Genomic DNA, 15,168 nt, shown 5'->3' on the forward strand with positions numbered 1-15,168 from the left:
TCAGAGGTTCTCCGCCGCGATGATGCCGTTGACCACATCGAGGGCGCTGCGCACGCCATCTTCATGAAAACCGTTGTACCAGTACGCGCCGCAGAACCAGCTTCGCTGGCGGCCGTTAATCTCCTCGCGCCGCATCTGGGCGGACCAGCTTTGGGGATTAAATAGCGGGTGTTCATAGACCATACGCTTCCAGACGAAGCGCGGGTCCACCGGCGTTGGCGGATTGAGGGTGACGCAGAACAGCGGGGCGTCGGCAGGCAGGCCCTGGAGAATATTCATGTTATAGGTGACGCAGGCGCTGGCCTGATCCTGTTCGCTCAGGCGATAGTTCCAGCTGGCCCAGGCGCGCTTGCGCACCGGCAGCCAGCGGGGATCGCTGTGCAGGACCACCTCGTTTCGCTGCCAGCCGATATCCCCCAGTATTTCGCCTTCGGCGAGCGTCGGGTCCGCCAGCATGGCCAGCGCTTCGGCAGAGTGGCAGGCGAAGATCGCCTGATCGAAGTGCTGCTCCCCCGATGCCAGCTGGAGCGTGACGCCATCCTGATGACGGATCACGTTCTGCACCGGCGCATTGAGGCGCAGGCGCAGGCGATCGCCAGACCGGGCAAGCAGGGCGCGCACGTATTCGCGCGAGCCGCCGGGCACCACGTACCACTGCGGGCGCTGGCGGATATCCAGCAGGCCGTGATTATCAAAGAAGCGCAGGAACAGCGCCAGCGGGAAGCGGCGCATCTCCTGCAGCGACGAAGACCAGATAGCGGCCCCCATCGGCAGGATATAGTGGCGTGCGAAAAAGGGGCTAAAACGGTGCCGCTCAAGGAAGGTCTGCAGCGTGGCGCCCGGGTCGAACGCTCCCGCCAGAGCCTGCTTCGCCAGGCGATTAAAGCGGACGATCTCCGTCAGCAACCTCCAGAAGGCCGGCTTTAACAGATTGCGCCGCTGGGCGAAAAGCGAGCTCAGGCTGTGGCCGTTATACTCCATCCCGCTCTGCGGATTGTGGACCGAAAAGCTCATCTGCGTTTTTTGACCGCTCAGCCCAAGCTCGTTAAGCAGGCCCATAAAGCGCGGATAGGTGCGATCGTTATACACGATGAATCCGGTATCGATGGCCCAGGTACCCTGCGGCGTGGCGATATCCACCGTGGCGGTATGTCCCCCCGGCGTGGACGCCGCTTCGAACAGGGTCACTTCGTGTTGCCCGGCAAGGCGCCAGGCACAGGTCAGCCCGGCAATGCCGCTGCCAATAATCGCGATTTTCATGAGCGCACCATCCTGCGCAATAGCCTGCGCTGAAGTCCTTCAGGAAGCCCGGCCAGCAGGCGCAGAAGCAGGCAAAAGCCCGTCGGGAAGGCGATACGATCGTGCCCTTTCGCCAGACCGCGGCGAATCGCTTTAACCGCCTGCTCCACGCTCACCTGGCCGGGCATAGAAAAATCGTTTTTACGCGTCAGCGGAGTGTCAACAAACCCCGGCGAAACGACCGTGACGGCGATCCCTCTTGGCTCCCAGTCCAGGCGCAGACTGTTGGCAAACCAGGTCAGCGCCGCTTTCGAGGCGCCATAGGCTTCGGCCCGAGGAAAGGGTAGCCAGTGCGCCATCGAGCTCACCAGCACCACGCGATTCCCGGCTGACAGCTGCGACTGAAGCGCCGCCAGGCAGTTCACCGGCCCGAGAAAGTTAGTGGTGATGACCCTTTCAACCAGCCCGGCATCCACCGTTCCGTGTTCGAGATATTCGCAGGTCCCGGCGCAGAGAATGATCAGATCGGCGCGGCAGTCAGCGAGCGTCTGGCGACAGGCATCCCTGTCCGTCATATCGAAAGAGCGGACGCTGATGTGGGGACTGTGCTGCTGTAGCGCCGACAGACGCGACGGATCGCGGCCGCAGGCGATAACCCGGTGGCCGTCCGCAGCGAAGGACCTGGCGAGCCCGGCGCCAATGCCGGAGCTGGCGCCGGTGATGAGCACCGTCATCATGACCGCACCCTCCGTTTAGCGCCGCGCACCGCCCAGCCCAGCAGGGGAAGGTGTTCGTACAGCATCTCCCCGGCGTCGTAGTAGTCACGCTGGTGAATAATTCGTTCGTCTTCAACGATGACCACCGAACAGCCCGCAAGCTGTAGCGCCTTACCCCCGGCAAGTCTCGGATGCGACCAGTGCATGGTCCAGGCGACGGCAAAACGTTGACCTTCGCAGAGCGGGGCATCGAGGGTGAAACGGCAATGATCGACGTTGGCCAGCAGGTGCGAAAGATAATCCTGGATTGCGGACAGCCCCTGGTGTTGGCCAAAAGGATCGATCAGCACCGCATTCGTGTGGTACAGCGCGGCCAGCGCCGAAGGCGGCTGGGTATCCAGCGTGGCGTAGTACGTACTAAAACGGCTAATGATGGATGGCGAGGGACTCATAGGTCACTTCCTGAGTAAACAATATGGCATAGTTAAAACTTACACAATTAATATTATTTGTCCAAGTTTTGACTAAAATATTTTTTATTTTCATTGATTATCAGTTGGTTAATAACATGTCTTTGAAGCATGATTTTGTGGGTGTTGGAGAGAAAAGAAGAGTCAGCGGGCTTGTGCGGAAAAAGAAGAGGGGCAATTCTGAGGGACCTGCTCGTTGCGCCACGGAGCGGTGGCGCACGCAATTACAGCGCAACAATCTCCAGAGAGACAACCTGCTGCTGCCAGCGTTCAACCTGTTTCTGCCGGGCTGCAGAGAGTTTACCGGTCGTCACCAGCAGCCATTTGCGATCCGGCAGGATCTCCGGCGCCAGGGTCGCGGGGGGCGAGGGAAGGATGTCGATGCGGTGGCCCTGACCGGTGCGTTTGAGCGCTTCGAGCCAGATTTCGCAGGCGTCCGTCAGGTGCCAGCCGGTGATCAGATAGTTATCGCCGGGCGCCTTTTTGTCCCCTTCGAGGCAAAAAGAGGTGTAGGCGATAATGATGCCGTCGAGGATTTCGCGCAGCGTCATGATGGCCGGTACGTTGGCGGAAACCTGGCTACGCAGCGGGCGCAGCACTTCGGTGACCAGCTCGGGGCGGGGGGATTCACGACCGGCGTCGTAAATCAGCTGGCGCAGGGATTCGATTTTCCCCTCTTTAAGCCGCTGGAGCATGTTCTCCTGCAAGGTGATCCAGTTATTCGTCCGCCGTGCGCCAGGGCGCGCCAGCAGGGGCTTTACCTGGCTGACAGGTACCCCTTTTTTTACCCAGTCGAGGATTTTAAGCGCCTGCTGGATATCGTCATCGTTATAAAGGCGATGGCCGCCATCGGTACGCTGTGGTTTAAGCAGGCCGTAGCGACGCTGCCAGGCGCGGAGCGTCGTTGCGTTTATGCCGCAAAGCTGCGCAAATTCTCCGATGGAGTAGGTCATAAGGTACACCTGATAATCAACAATACTCTCAATAATATACTACGAATAGCGGCGGGTTGAGTGCATTCCACGCGTTTGCAAACCGTAGCCTCGCCGGAACTTAGTGAAAAGAAAAAGGAGAGAACAAATAAATCGCCACCATCCCTGAGAGGCTGACGATCGTGCTGATGATGAATCGGGTTCTGAACGGCTGCTTTTGCGTTTTGTGGCGGAATAGCTGTTGGCCGGCTATCGCGCCAGCCCAGCCGCCCAGCACCCCGAACGCCAGCAATGTGGCTTCCGGTACTCTGCGCCAGGCCCTGCGCGCCGCCATTTTATCCACGCCGTAGATCGCCAGGGTCAGCGCGTTGACCAGCAGGAGCCAGGTAGCAAAGGGCCAGGCGGTAAAGATGCTGCCGACCGCTGCGAAAATCAGGAGCAAATAACAACATCGATTGAGATTTATCATATGAGCCGCGGTTATTTTTAGCGTGTATCGAAGCCGCATTATACGCATTAACCGCGGCGAGAAAAATCCGCTACCCGCTTCGGATGGCGTGAGCTTATTGCGTCATTTGCCGGCTGGTGTACAACGTCATCCCGACCGCGGCAAGAAGCAGTATGCCGCTTAAGCCAAACGCGCTTTGCCACCCCAGGCGGTCAAATACCATACCGCCCGTCGTCGAACCCAGCGCGATCGACAGCTGAATAACGGCAACCATCAGACCGCCTCCCGCTTCGGCGTCGTCGGGCAGCGTCCGAGCGATCCATGTCCACCAGCCGGTTGGCGCCGCGGTCGCCAGCATCCCCCACAGGCTTAACAGCACGGCAACGGTCCAGGCGTGGTGTCCTACCAGAAGCAACGTGCCGGCGATGAGGGCCATCAATAAAGGGATGGTCATTAAGGTCTGATAAAACCGGGCGTTGAGGAGTGTTGAAACGCCCAGGGTGCCGATAAAACCCGCGACGCCGATAGCGAGCAAAATCAGGGACAGGCCAGAGGCGCTGACGCCGGTCACCGCTTCCAGAAACGGCCGCACGTAGGTAAATAAGGCAAACTGCCCCATAAAGAAGAGTCCGCAGGCCAGCAGACCGATCGCGACGATGGAATGTCTGAGCAGGCGAAGCACGGAGCCGCGCGGCCGGCTCGCTTTATCGCTTTCCATCGCAGGCAGGCTGAAGCACTGCCAGATGAACGCGACTATCGCCAGCGGTACGAGGCAAAAAAAGGCGCCGCGCCAGCCGACGGTGGCCCCCAGATAGCTGCCAAGCGGCGCGGCCACGACGGTCGCCAGCGCGTTGCCGCCGTTGAAAATCGCCAGCGCGCGGGGAACCTGGTGCGCGGGGACCAGCCTGATGGCGGTGGCCGCCGACATCGACCAGAATCCCCCGATAACGATGCCAATCAGGGCTCTTCCCGCCATATAGATCGCATAGCTGTGGGCCAGCGCGACAATCATTCCCGAGACCGCCATCAGAACCGTCAGCCCCAGCAGAAGGTGTTTACGATTCAGACTTCCGGCAAGGTTAGAGATAGTCAGGCTGGTCAGCACCGCCAGGGCGCCGGAAATGGCAATGCCCTGGCCTGCCAGCCCCTCGGTGATGTTTAGCTCTCCGGCGATCGGCGTCAGCAGGCTGACCGGCAGAAATTCGGAAGCGATGAGGACAAAAACGCACAGCGTCATGGCAAAGACGCCGCCCCAATGGGCGTGCGGTTGAGGGTGTGGTGTACGACGACTCAGTGTGGACATGATAGGGGTATCTCTTTATTTTTCCGGCCAGATTCGGGTGCGGCCGGAGCGGACGCTATTCATTGAATAACGACTAAAACGTGGATAAACGTCATGCGCGGGCGAGGGCAAGCCGCCCGCGACGATCGGGCGGCTTCCGGCCGTTATCTCAGGTTGGTTTTGAAAAACTGTTCAAATCTGGCAAACGGGATTTTACCGGCCGCATTGTCATAGAGATCGACATGGTTCGCGCCGGGGACAATCACCAGCTCTTTCTCTTTGCTGCCGATGGCCTTAAAGGCGTCTTCGGCAAAATAGCGTGAGTGGGCTTTTTCTCCGGTCACGATCAGCGTCGGGATAGTGACTTCACTGGCATAGCTCAGCAGCGGCATATTCATAAACGACAGCGGCATGGTTGCATTCCACGCGCCGGTTGAGTTCACGGAGCGGGCGTGGAAACCGCGCGGCATCCGGTAATAGTCAAAGAACTCTTTCAAAACCGGGTTCGGGTTGGCCGGTAAGGTTTCCGGCAGAATACGATCGCCTGCGCTGACGTGACCTTTCTGATCGACATAAATATCATGCCCGCCCGGCGCGAATGTGCCGCTTTCCGCATCCTTCCAGCGCTGCGCGTTCAGATACTGCAAGACGGCGCGGCGATCGGCGGTAGTATAGCGGTCTTTACCGTCGCCAACGCCGTGGCCCATCGCGCGGCTCATGTCGTACATGACGCTGGTGGCCACCGCTTTCACCCGGGTATCCATCGCGGCGTCGTTCAGCGCCATGCCGCCCCAGCCGCAGATGCCGAGCAGGCCAATTCGGTTGCGGTCCACCTCGTTTTGCAATCCTAAGAAATCCACCGCCGCGCTGAAATCCTCGGTGTTGATATCCGGAGAGGCGACGTTACGCGGATGGCCGCCGCTTTCCCCCGTATAAGAAGGATCGAAGGCGAGGGTGACAAAACCCTGTTCCGCCAGGGTCTGCGCATACAGACCGCTGGACTGCTCTTTCACCGCGCCGAAGGGGCCGCTGACTGCAATCGCCGCCAGCTTGCGCTCGTCGCGATCTTTCGGAATGTAGAGATCGCCGACCAGGGTGATCCCATAGCGGTTCTGGAAGGTCACCTTACGGTGAGTGACTTTCGCGCTTTCCGCGAAGGTTTTGTCCCATTTTTCGACCAGCGAAACGGGCGCGTTTGGATTGGTTGTCCCGGCATAGCTCATGGTGGTGACTCCACTTAGTGACGCGCATAGCAGCATGGCAGGCATGGCGGCCGTCAATTTTCTGGTAAACGCTTTCATTAATCATTCCCCTAAAACAGGTTCCAGATACAGGTTTCATACGGACAACGCTGCTGTGCTTTGTTGCAATGCGCTGATTATAGTTAGCAGTCAGAGTGCTGATTAGCGGGTGAAAAGTGCTAAGATTCATATCATATTGTTATAAATTACGGCGCAGGCGCGGGAGGAATCATGGCAAAACGGGAAAACTATAACGATCTGTACCTGTTTATGCTGGTGGTGCGGGAGGGCAGTTTTACCGCCGCGGCGCAGCGGCTTGGGTTGGCGCAATCCGGCGTCAGCCGTGCGGTACGTGAACTTGAAGAAAGGCTGGGGGTACAGCTTCTGGTGCGTACCACCCGTAAACTCTCGCTCACCCAGGCCGGCGAGCAGCTCTATCGAACCGTTGAATCCGGCTTTGATGCGTTAGATTCGGGGCTTTCCACTCTGGCGTATTATCGCAACACCCCCACCGGTACCGTCCGCATCAATGCCAGCCAGCACGCCATTGATAAAGTGCTTCTGCCAAAGCTTTCGGTGTTCAAACAACGCTATCCCGATATCCGGCTGGAACTCATCAGTGAAAGCCGGTTTGTCGATATTATCGCGGAGCGATTTGATGCCGGGGTGCGTCTGGGGCCGGAAGTCGGCGGCGGTATGGTCGCGGTGCGCATTTCACCCGATATGGAGATGGTCGTTGTCGGCACGCCCGAGCATTTTCGCCGCTACGGTTTTCCGCAAACGCCGGCGGACCTGGTGGTTCATCCCTGTATCGCGTACCAGTTTGGCGACGGGACTATTTATGCCTGGGAACTCAATCAGGACGGTAAAAAAATCACCCACCGGCCGCAGGGACAGTGGGCCTTTGCCGACAGCTATATGGAAGCGAAGGCCGCCCGGCTGGGGTTGGGGCTGGCCTATGTCCCGCAGGAACTGGTTGCCGATGACTTAGAGCGAGGCGCGCTTATCAGAGTCCTGCAGCGTTACAGCCAGCGGCTGGAAGGCTCTTTTCTCTATTATCCCCATCGTAATGTGTCGCCCGCGCTGCGGGCGGTGATAGACACGCTGAGAATCTGAGCAAGCAGGACCCAGAGTGGGGCGCGGATCGTTGACTGGGTTTAAGGCAGTAACCGCAAGCATTTATCAATCATTGTGGTTTTTCACGGGGATGAGTGCCTTAATCCCGTTTTTCACAATAAGCTTTCTAACCACTCGGTAAACACCCGCACTTTGCGTGAGAGATGGCGGTGCGGATACAGAAGTGACAATTTGCGATCGGGGGTAGGGTTGTCAGGTAAGACTTCCACTAACAGGCCGCGATCGAGATAAGGCTGTAAAAAAACGTTCATTCCCTGGACTAATCCCAGCCCTGCCAGGCCTGCCGATAAATAGGTTTCAGAGTTATCGATGACCAGCTTGCCGGGAAGCGTCATTTCAACTGTTCTTTCTGGCGTAGAAAACGTCCACGGCATAATTTGTCGGCTGCTGCTGTTAATCCAGTTGATGGCCTGATGCTGCGGTAGATCCTCCAGCGTTTGCGGCACACCGTGGCTGGCAATATAGGACGGGCTGGCGCAGGTCGTCATTTTAATATTGCCTAACTTACGGGCGATATAGTCCCCGTCGTCCAGTTCCCCCACCCGCAGTAAGCAATCAAGACCATCGCGCAGCATATCCCGGCGGAGGTCTGAGCTACTGAGGATGATTTCGACGCCAGGGTGCTGGCGATAAAAATCAGGCAGATGGGGGACGACCAATAACGTCGCAAAAGCGACGGGCATATCCACGTGAAGCTGGCCGTGTAATACGCTATCGCTCCCAAACGACTCCAGCAGCGCATCTGCCTGGGCCAGTAAAGGTTTACTCTGCCGATAAAACGCTTCGCCGTCAGGCGTCAGGTTGATGCGCCGCGTTGTTCGCTGCATCAAACGCGTGCCGCAGTGCTGCTCAAGCAGCTGCAATGCCTTAGTGACGGCAGGACGATGAATCTGCAGGTTCTCCGCTGCCTGAGTAAAGCTACCGGACTCGACAATTTCAATAAAAATGCGAATCGATTCAAAGAGGTTTATTTGCATAGCGGACTTCTTTTGCCGGGATCGGGATATCACATTGTTACTGATTTTATAATAGTGATGCACTTTTTTGGCTATTTTTCTAAATAATATAACGTCCTACACTCCTTCCATCATGAAACTGAACCGCTCCATAGCGCTATTGTGAAGGATATTACCCCATGAAAAATAACCGAATCTGCCAGATCCTGAATATAGAAAAACCTGTTATTCAGGGGCCGTTATCGTGGTTGACCGATGCCCGTTTAGTCGCCGCTGTCAGCAATGCCGGCGGGCTTGGTGTGCTGGGGCCGAATGCCGGTTTAACCGCTGAGACCGCGGTGTCCACGCCGGAAGAAACCGCCGAAAAAATGCGTGAAGAGATCCGCAAAACCAAACGGCTGACCGAAAAACCTTTCGGCGTGAACCTGATCCCCGCGGCTGAAAACGATATCTGGACCCCGCCTATTTTGCAGGTGATAAAAGAAGAGGGCGTCAGGGCCGTGGTGTATACCGGCTACGGTGAAGGGGCGCTCATACCGGCGCTGTTCAACGAATTAAAAGAGGCGGGCATTGCTATCATCTATCGCGATATTAACCCGACGCCTGAAAATACCCGCCTTGCTGAAGATGCGGGCGCCGATATCATCGTCGCGACCGGCTTTGATGAGGGAGGTACATTGCCGGGGACCGTGCTGGGAACCTTTTCTATCGTGCCGCTGATCGCCGATGCGGTGAAGCGTGTTCCGGTGATGGCCGCGGGCGGTATTACCGACAAGCGCACCGCCAGAGCGGCGCACGCGCTCGGCGCTGAAGGGATATTTGCCGGTTCGGTTTTTATCGCGACGGAAGAAAGCAGAGTGCCGCGGTCGGTCAAAAATAAAATTATTGCCGCCAGTGGCCTGGATTTACTGCTTTTCCGCACGCTGCCCCATTACTATCGCTCTCTGCCGGGCAGACTGGCCGAAAAACTGGTGGCGATGGATAAAGCCGGCGCCAGCAACGAGGCGCTCGGTGAAGCAATGGGGGGATTACGCGGCCTGCGCGTCGGCATGCTGGAAGGCAATGCCGATGAGGGCTATATCGCGCTCGGCACGGGTATCGGCAGCATCCGCAGCGTCAAAAGCGTAGCGGAAGTGGTCGACGCGTTAACCGTGAGTTAGCGCTCCCCAAGAGACGCAGGCCGTTCAGCTAAATCATCCGCTTGTTAGCGTGTCTGACTGAGAATAATACGGTCGAATATACGGTCGCCCAGCCAGACGCGCAGACAGATAAGCATTTTTGCAAACCTACCCGCGGCATAGCGCGTACGTGGGTTCTTACTGTTAATGGCGCTTGAAACGACATCCGCGATAACCTTCGGATCGCTGCCTGTCCCGTGCCCGTAAGTTTTTTTGATCGACGCGGCCACCATTTTCACCAGTTGGCCATAGGGGCCACTGTGTGAACGTTTGACGATGCTTTCGCTGGCAGCATCACCGAAGCCTGTCTCTATCACCCCCGGCTCGACGATCGTGACCTTAATCCCAAATCCGGCGACCTCCAGGCGCAGGCAGTCTGACCATCCTTCGAGCGCGTGTTTTGTGGCGTGGTACCAGGCACCAAGGATGCTGTACATCTTCCCTCCCATCGAGGAGATGTTGACAATATGCCCGCTACGTCTGGCCCGCATTGCAGGGAGCAGTAGCTGCGTCAGCCGTGCGGCACCAAAGAGGTTAACCTCAAATTGATAGCGTGCTTCATCAATACCGATCTCTTCTACGGGTCCATACAGGCCAAAGCCTGCATTATTGATCAGGACATCCACTCCCCCGGTTTGCGACAGAATGGCGTTTACACAGGAGACAATCTCCTCATCCCTGGCTATATCCATCCGTAACGGCTGTGCGCCAAGTTCGGCCAGATCGGCCATTTTATCGATGCTACGGGCGGCAACATATACCTGGTAACCATCCTGAATCAGGCGACGGGCAATAGCTTTGCCCATCCCTGACGATGCGCCGGTGACCAGCGCGGTTTTCTTTTCCGGAGCGAACATAAGGACCTCGTTTCATGGACTGGCTACAGTTTGCCTGCAGACAGACTCTTTTCATCTGGCCTTATGCGCCAGTACGCTTGCTAACGGCGCCATTCGCTTCAGATCAGAAAGGAAGCCGCCTTCTGTGGAAACGACAGGAGGTAACGCGATTCTTATGGCAAGTCGGTGCTTAACAACCGCGTCATCTCGTTTGTTTAACCTGAGGAGTTCTTTCCATTAAGACGCATGCTCCCTCTGACGGTTTCCGGCGTCTGTCCGGTCCAGGCCATAAATGCGCGATAGAAGGAGTTTGGATCTTCAAAGCCAAGCAGGAATGCAATCTCATAGCCGGAGAGATGGGTATGACTCAGATAGTGCCGCGCCAGGTTCTCCCGGCAAATATTGACCAATGTACGAAAATTTCCTCCCTCACTTTCAAGTCTGCGCTGAAGCGTACGTTTGCTCATACCGAGACGCTCCGCCGTTTTCTCAATAGTGGCTTCGTTACCGGGAAGAAGCTCAAGAAGTACCGCCTGTACGCGTTCAGTTGTTGAGGCCGTTTCATCTAACGTGCTGAGACGGCGGCGCAGCTCTGGTTCAAATATTTGCCACATTCCTTCGTTCACCGTTAAAAACGGGCGGAGGGCATCAGCGGCGGAAAAGCTGATGGCCGGTTTTTCTCCATACGCTACGGCGGTACCGAAAAAGCGGGTAAGGTGGCCGTCCTGTATTCTGGCGGGAAGCTGAGGGAGCGCGACTTTCACTGCTGTGACCGGTTCGCGAGTGGCAAGTTTTAGCAGCCGCAGTAAGAAAGCAAGTTCTGCTATCTGCAGGGACGGAGGAATGTTTGTCGCTGACAGCCAGCGCGGTGAAACGGTAAGGATGCCGCTGTGTTCTACAACTATTTCCAGAACCATTGGGGCAATGAGTTGCTTATATCTGGCCAGTCGCTGAACTGCCTGCATCATGTTGGTGCTGCATAGTGCGGCGAAAAGCGGGGGATCAAAGATTTCAGCAGAGACTCTTTCTACCAGTGGTAAGGGAAAAGCAGGATCGTTTGTTTCTACCTCAAGGGCGCGCCAGAAACGAATATACTCCTCGATATTAAGGCCGCGCTCTGTCCTCGAAAACGTGTCGTCGGGCAATCCTGCTTTGCGCAGTAGATGTTGAGGCGCTAAACCGGCATCTTTTAGCAGCGCTTTCCAGCCGATATTGAGAGAGAAAGTACGGTTATGTGCCATTGTCAGGTTTCCGCTGGATGAGTGTTGTCCGGGAGCGAATCTTTTCCCGGAGAAGAGCATAACGTTTCAATCCTGGCGGTAACATTCATAAAGCGCCACAATTGTGGCAAATCACGCCAAATGAGAGGCGGCTGTACACCTTCCCGGGGTCATCGGGTCATCCCTGGGCGGCCTCTCCAGCCTGGGCCCTGGATTCATTCGCGTTACCAGCTCGCCAGCTGGCGAACATCGTGGCGTGAAAATAAAGCTTGCTATCAATCGCCATCTGTGTGATCAATAGCAAGTTGATTTACTACACAGATGCGGTAATAAACGGTTTAGCGAAGCAGTTCTCATCTCAAGCGTTATCCATAGATAATCCTTCTTTAGACTCTCCTTATCGTGATTAATTAAGCTCTGTGACGCGAATAATGTTAAAGTTTTTTGAACCTGCGACAACGATGACGGTCTAAACCCGAGTAGACAGGCTCAGAAGCTGGCGCAAACGGTGATAGTGAAGGAAAGTCTTTGTATCTCCCGTTTAGCGTGAAAAGTGCATAAGAGATAGCGTTATCCCAAAGCACACGATTATTTTATTGAAATCTACCGAACATTACGTGCCCTCGGGCAAACTAAGAAATTAACAACATTAAAAAATCGCTGGTGCAGTAATAGAGTTCAGTCTGAAGTGCGCTTCAGATGTTTCTATAAGAAGTAATGACAATGATGTCATTGTTATTCTCAACCATTCAGAGCAGCGTTTTTACGCTGTGACAGAAAAGCCGGGAAGGCGTTTTCTGTGAAATATGGCTAAATGTCCCTGCGGTAGAGAATGTTGTAGCAAAAAGAGGCTAACATCATGATTGACCACATTCATTTCAGATGCCCATGCTGTCATGGGTCACAGTACAGAACATCCACCTACGATGTTTCTGAAAAAAATCCGTTTGGCGCGAAATGCATTTTTTGTAAATCCGCAATGATTACATTTGATAACATCGCACCGCATATTTCCAGAAACTCGGCATCGCTGGCGTTACGGAAGTAAGAAAAGGCCCCGAAAAGGGCCTTTGATATCTGCAAATACCCTAAATAATTCGAGTTGCTTAAAGGCGGCCCGTAAGTGCGAGGCTCATGGATGAACCGAGTAAACACATAAGCCGCTTGAAGTATGACGGGTATAGTAAGCATTATTACCATTTTGATCGGGCTGCCTGCGGGCAGCTTTTTAGTTTGTTTAAATTTAAATCACGCCGTACTTTTCTTCTCTTTGCCGATGTGCGTCAATGCGCAGCTACGCAATTCTTACGGAAATCTTGTTGCGTTCTATAATTCTTAAACCAGAACTAATCAGGTATTTCTATGCATATCCTACCGCCCGTCCGTCCGGAAGAGAGTATCCAGCGCTTAACGGCGCTCCTGACGCCAATTGCTGAAAAAATGGTCGTTGTGCCGCGGAAACGCATGACCTGGACGCATAAAAATCAACCGCAGTTGTTCCTTTTCCTTGACGGCGAGCTCTCCATACTCCGGGCCTCGGACGGTCTGTTGATTGTCACGGTTTACCACCCACACCTGTTTGGTATTGCCGAGATGATCCAGCCGGTACGCGGCCATCAGCTGCGTGCGGAAACCGAATCGACAATACTGCGCGTTGATGCGCAAAAAGCGATGGAAGCCTTTCGCCAGCACGGCGTTTGGGAAGACGTCGCTTCACTGTTGTCGTACCACACGGCTTATCTTTTCTATCGCGACGCGCTCGTCGTACAGCAGCGAACCTACGCCGTTATCCGCAATCATTTGCAGGAAATGGGCCAGCTACCCGAAGAGACCCGGATGCGGGTCTCTATCCTGGATTATATCCAGGAACGTACGCACTTATCTCGCAGCAGTGTATTAAACGTGTTGTCGGCGTTAAAAAGTGGTAATTATATTGCTTTTAAACGGGGAGGGTATTTGACGGGGGTGAATAAATTACCCGAGCGTTTTTAGCGCTGGCAGTTTGTCCAAAATTAAATAATAAAACGATTATCAGCGCGACGCTAATATTCTATTGTAGACCCACTTAACTTTTGACGATGACATTTATTCGACAACGGGTCGACAATGGGATGATTATGAAGAAGACGCTTATTACGTTAATTATTGCTCATACTTTTACGGTGACTGCCGCTTTTGCTGCTGCGGAGACTGGAACCTGGTACGCGGGGTCTAAATTTGGCTGGTCGCACTACGGCGACTCCAGCACCGATCGGCAAGTCGATGTTGACCGTGATAACGTCGGCGGCGGTGTGTTTACCGGCTATCAGATTAACCCCTGGCTGGCGGTTGAAGGTGGATATGACTATTTAGGGAATATGGGCATCAATGGTCGCCATGGCGCAGCCGGTTCGCAAATGAAAAGTCAGGGGCTACAGCTTTCGTTGAAGGCCAGCTACAGCCTGACCAGCGACTGGGATCTGTACGGCCGGGCCGGCCTGATGGGCTACCGTGCGGAATCCGATGTGAATGGAAAAAATCGATTTGATACGGGCGTGCGTCCGGTGCTGGCTTTCGGTACCGAATATGCCTTTAATGACAGATGGTCGGGGCGCCTGGAGTACCAGTGGGTCAACAATGTGGGTAACGAAAACCAAATTGGCGTGAGCAGCGATGTGAGCTCCGTGATGGCCGGCATTAGCTACCGCTTTGGGCAATAAACGCATCGTACGGGAAGAGTCTCCTTTGAATAAAAGGGGCTCTTTATCTGCTAATGGTATACCTATGGTCATAATTACAGTATATAACTGGTAGCCACAGGACCCGATAAAGTGTGATCGTGATCAACATTGATAATCGCCAATGCCTTTAAATATGATACAGGGAAAATAAATGTAATATATTAATGGTGATTTTATGGCAATTAAGGATTTTTTTAAACAGACCACACCTGGACGCCGTCGTTATGGCGTAGCGTTATTTGTCGGGGTAGTGGCAGGGATTATGTCGGCATTTGTTAAATGGGGCGCTGAAGTTCCTTTACCGCCGCGTACTTTCTCCGGTGGCAGAGATGAATTTAACCCACCTTATCTTTTCTTACGCGACTATCTGGGCATTGACCCGACGCATACGGTTTATACTTTTTCCGAACACATCATCAATCCGGTGATGGTTACGCATATTATATTCTCATTGGTATTTGCCGTTGGCTATTGTGTCGTCGCGGAGGTCTTTCCGAAAGTTAAATTATGGCAGGGGGTATGGGCCGGGATTGTCGCAACTATCGCCGTACACTGGATTTCCTTTCCGTTACTGGGCCTGACCCCCTCTTTATTGAATATTCCTGCCGATGAATATATTTCGGAACTGGTGGGGCATATTTTTTGGTTCTGGGCCATTGAGATGATTCGTCGCGATCTTCGCAACCGCATCACCCACGAACCGGACGCTGAAGTGCCTCTTGACGCGCCGTTCAGATAATTAATCCCCACAGAGCCCGCGATCTCGCGGGTTGTGTGGGGCGGGACGTAGAGA

General features: G+C 54.8%; 16 protein-coding genes. 6 read left to right on the plus strand and 10 right to left on the minus strand.

Going from position 1 to position 15,168, the window contains the following annotated elements; genetic code table 11:
* The 7 genes from ABLU96_RS12330 to ABLU96_RS12360 form a co-directional block, all read right to left on the minus strand.
* Nucleotides 1-1,260 carry an FAD-dependent oxidoreductase gene (locus tag ABLU96_RS12330; RefSeq protein ID WP_048263685.1) on the minus strand — a complete coding sequence of 420 codons (1,260 nt, stop codon included), beginning with the start codon at nt 1,258-1,260 and terminating at the stop codon, nt 1-3.
* Complete coding sequence (locus tag ABLU96_RS12335) at nt 1,257-1,976, minus strand: SDR family NAD(P)-dependent oxidoreductase (RefSeq protein WP_064406306.1); 720 nt, start codon at nt 1,974-1,976, stop codon at nt 1,257-1,259. Before ABLU96_RS12335 ends, ABLU96_RS12330 begins: the two co-directional genes overlap by 4 nt.
* Entirely contained in the window at nt 1,973-2,407 is a 435-nt protein-coding gene (locus tag ABLU96_RS12340) for a nuclear transport factor 2 family protein (protein WP_064406309.1), read from the minus strand. Before ABLU96_RS12340 ends, ABLU96_RS12335 begins: the two co-directional genes overlap by 4 nt.
* A 242-nt stretch (nt 2,408-2,649) precedes the next feature.
* The gene (locus ABLU96_RS12345; RefSeq protein ID WP_014229100.1) at nt 2,650-3,378 is read right to left on the minus strand and encodes a MerR family transcriptional regulator; all 729 of its coding nucleotides are present in this window, start codon (nt 3,376-3,378) and stop codon (nt 2,650-2,652) included.
* A gap of 100 nt (nt 3,379-3,478) precedes the next feature.
* Nucleotides 3,479-3,823, minus strand: coding sequence for a DUF1294 domain-containing protein (locus tag ABLU96_RS12350; RefSeq protein ID WP_025107991.1), 345 nt, complete (start codon nt 3,821-3,823; stop codon nt 3,479-3,481).
* 97 nt (nt 3,824-3,920) lie between these two features.
* Complete coding sequence (locus ABLU96_RS12355) at nt 3,921-5,108, minus strand: MFS transporter (protein WP_163520835.1); 1,188 nt, start codon at nt 5,106-5,108, stop codon at nt 3,921-3,923.
* A gap of 143 nt (nt 5,109-5,251) precedes the next feature.
* Nucleotides 5,252-6,388, minus strand: coding sequence for an alpha/beta hydrolase (locus ABLU96_RS12360; protein ID WP_064406313.1), 1,137 nt, complete (start codon nt 6,386-6,388; stop codon nt 5,252-5,254).
* Between the two features lie 171 nt (nt 6,389-6,559).
* On the opposite strand from ABLU96_RS12360, the gene ABLU96_RS12365 reads away from it, so the two are divergent.
* Nucleotides 6,560-7,444, plus strand: coding sequence for a LysR family transcriptional regulator (locus ABLU96_RS12365; RefSeq protein WP_014838299.1), 885 nt, complete (start codon nt 6,560-6,562; stop codon nt 7,442-7,444).
* Between the two features lie 113 nt (nt 7,445-7,557).
* On the opposite strand, the gene ABLU96_RS12370 is transcribed toward ABLU96_RS12365, so the two are convergent.
* Nucleotides 7,558-8,442, minus strand: coding sequence for a LysR family transcriptional regulator (locus ABLU96_RS12370; protein ID WP_064406316.1), 885 nt, complete (start codon nt 8,440-8,442; stop codon nt 7,558-7,560).
* Between the two features lie 158 nt (nt 8,443-8,600).
* On the opposite strand from ABLU96_RS12370, the gene ABLU96_RS12375 reads away from it, so the two are divergent.
* Nucleotides 8,601-9,581 (plus strand): nitronate monooxygenase, encoded by a 981-nt coding sequence (locus ABLU96_RS12375; protein ID WP_025107988.1) that lies wholly within the window; start codon nt 8,601-8,603, stop codon nt 9,579-9,581.
* 44 nt (nt 9,582-9,625) lie between these two features.
* Here ABLU96_RS12375 and ABLU96_RS12380 read toward each other — a convergent pair whose 3' ends face one another.
* The gene (locus ABLU96_RS12380; RefSeq protein ID WP_025107987.1) at nt 9,626-10,456 is read right to left on the minus strand and encodes an oxidoreductase; all 831 of its coding nucleotides are present in this window, start codon (nt 10,454-10,456) and stop codon (nt 9,626-9,628) included.
* A gap of 194 nt (nt 10,457-10,650) precedes the next feature.
* Nucleotides 10,651-11,676 carry an AraC family transcriptional regulator ligand-binding domain-containing protein gene (locus tag ABLU96_RS12385; RefSeq protein ID WP_348862545.1) on the minus strand — a complete coding sequence of 342 codons (1,026 nt, stop codon included), beginning with the start codon at nt 11,674-11,676 and terminating at the stop codon, nt 10,651-10,653.
* Nucleotides 11,677-12,514: 838 nt separating this feature from the next.
* Between ABLU96_RS12385 and ABLU96_RS12390 the strand changes: the two genes are divergently transcribed.
* From ABLU96_RS12390 to ABLU96_RS12405, 4 genes are all read left to right on the plus strand, one after another.
* Entirely contained in the window at nt 12,515-12,703 is a 189-nt protein-coding gene (locus ABLU96_RS12390; protein WP_071532263.1) for a cold-shock protein, read from the plus strand.
* Nucleotides 12,704-13,017: 314 nt separating this feature from the next.
* Nucleotides 13,018-13,647, plus strand: coding sequence for a winged helix-turn-helix transcriptional regulator (locus ABLU96_RS12395; RefSeq protein WP_014838304.1), 630 nt, complete (start codon nt 13,018-13,020; stop codon nt 13,645-13,647).
* Between the two features lie 125 nt (nt 13,648-13,772).
* A complete protein-coding gene (locus ABLU96_RS12400) occupies nt 13,773-14,354 on the plus strand; it encodes an outer membrane beta-barrel protein (RefSeq protein WP_064406321.1) in 582 nt (193 codons plus the stop codon).
* Between the two features lie 196 nt (nt 14,355-14,550).
* The gene (locus ABLU96_RS12405; protein ID WP_014229112.1) at nt 14,551-15,114 is read left to right on the plus strand and encodes a DUF1440 domain-containing protein; all 564 of its coding nucleotides are present in this window, start codon (nt 14,551-14,553) and stop codon (nt 15,112-15,114) included.
* Nucleotides 15,115-15,168: the final 54 nt, after the last annotated feature.

The organism is Klebsiella sp. CN_Kp106, assembly GCF_040064575.1.
In the GTDB taxonomy this organism is placed as follows: domain Bacteria; phylum Pseudomonadota; class Gammaproteobacteria; order Enterobacterales; family Enterobacteriaceae; genus Klebsiella; species Klebsiella michiganensis.